This is a genomic window from Bacteroides gallinaceum (genome assembly GCF_030373775.1).
GTDB lineage: Bacteria > Bacteroidota > Bacteroidia > Bacteroidales > Bacteroidaceae > Phocaeicola > Phocaeicola excrementipullorum.
Genome location: NZ_JAUDEN010000065.1, coordinates 1 through 1546, shown reverse-complemented (window position 1 = coordinate 1546; position 1546 = coordinate 1). Strand labels below are relative to the sequence as shown.

The 1546-nt window shown below is 61.4% G+C and carries 1 rRNA gene; it reads right to left on the bottom strand.

The features are described from left to right. Window positions 1–7: 7 nt before the first annotated feature. A 16S ribosomal RNA gene (locus QUW60_RS14935) occupies window positions 8–1540 on the bottom strand. Between the last annotated feature and the right edge of the window lie 6 nt (window positions 1541–1546).

Sequence of the window (1546 nt, the reverse complement as noted above, 5' to 3'; positions counted from 1 at the left end):
GCTCCAGAAAGGAGGTGTTCCAGCCGCACCTTCCGGTACGGCTACCTTGTTACGACTTAGCCCCAATCACCGGTTTTACCCTAGGGCGCCCCTCGCGGAAGCGCACTTCAGGCACCCCCGGCTTTCATGGCTTGACGGGCGGTGTGTACAAGGCCCGGGAACGTATTCACCGCGCCATGGCTGATGCGCGATTACTAGCGAATCCAGCTTCGCGGAGTCGGGTTCCAGACTCCGGTCCGAACTGGGAGGGGATTTAGGGATTGGCCGCACGTCGCCGTGCAGCGGCCCTCTGTACCCCCCATTGTAACACGTGTGTAGCCCCGGACGTAAGGGCCGTGCTGATTTGACGTCATCCCCGCCTTCCTCGCATCTTGCGATGGCAGTGCCTCCAGAGTCCCCGGCATTACCCGATGGCAACTGGAGGGAGGGGTTGCGCTCGTTATGGCACTTAAGCCGACACCTCACGGCACGAGCTGACGACAACCATGCAGCACCTCCGCCCCCGCCATTGCTGGCTCCGGCGTCTCCGCCGGATTCGGGGGAGGTTCGAGCCCGGGTAAGGTTCCTCGCGTATCATCGAATTAAACCACATGTTCCTCCGCTTGTGCGGGCCCCCGTCAATTCCTTTGAGTTTCACCGTTGCCGGCGTACTCCCCAGGCGGGACACTTAACGCTTTCGCTTGGCCGCGGACTGTATGTCGCCCACGGCGGGTGTCCATCGTTTACCGTGCGGACTACCAGGGTATCTAATCCTGTTCGATACCCGCACCTTCGAGCCTCAACGTCAGTAGCGGGCTGGCGGGCTGCCTTCGCAATCGGAGTTCTTCGTGATATCTAAGCATTTCACCGCTACACCACGAATTCCGCCCGCCTCGGCCGCACTCAAGTCCCGCAGTTCCGACCGCTGGCCGGGGTTGGGCCCCGGAATTTCACGGCCGGCTTACGGGACCGTCTGCGCTCCCTTTAAGCCCAATGAATCCGGATAACGCCTGCATCCTCCGTATTACCGCGGCTGCTGGCACGGAGTTAGCCGATGCTTATTCGCGCGGTACCTGCAAAGCCCCACACGTGGAGCACTTTATCCCCGCGCAAAAGGAGTTTACAACCCGTAGGGCCGTCGTCCTCCACGCTACTTGGCTGGTTCAGGCTATCGCCCATTGACCAATATTCCTCACTGCTGCCTCCCGTAGGAGTCTGGGCCGTGTCTCAGTCCCAGTGTGGGGGGCCTTCCTCTCAGAACCCCTATCCATCGCGGCCACGGTGGGCCGTTACCCCGCCGTCAAGCTAATGGAACGCACCCCCATCCCTTTCCGGATCGCTCCTTTGGTCCCGCACCCATGCGGACCCGGGACACCGCCGGGGATTAATCCTGCTTTCGCAGGGCTGGCCCCGGGAAAGGGGAAGGTAGGGTACGCGTTACTCACCCGTGCGCCGGTCGCCGCCGTGCCGGACCGAAATCCGGCACGCGATGCCCCTCGACTTGCATGTGTTAGGCCTGTAGCTAGCGTTCATCCTGAGCCAGGATCAAACTCTACATTGTATAATA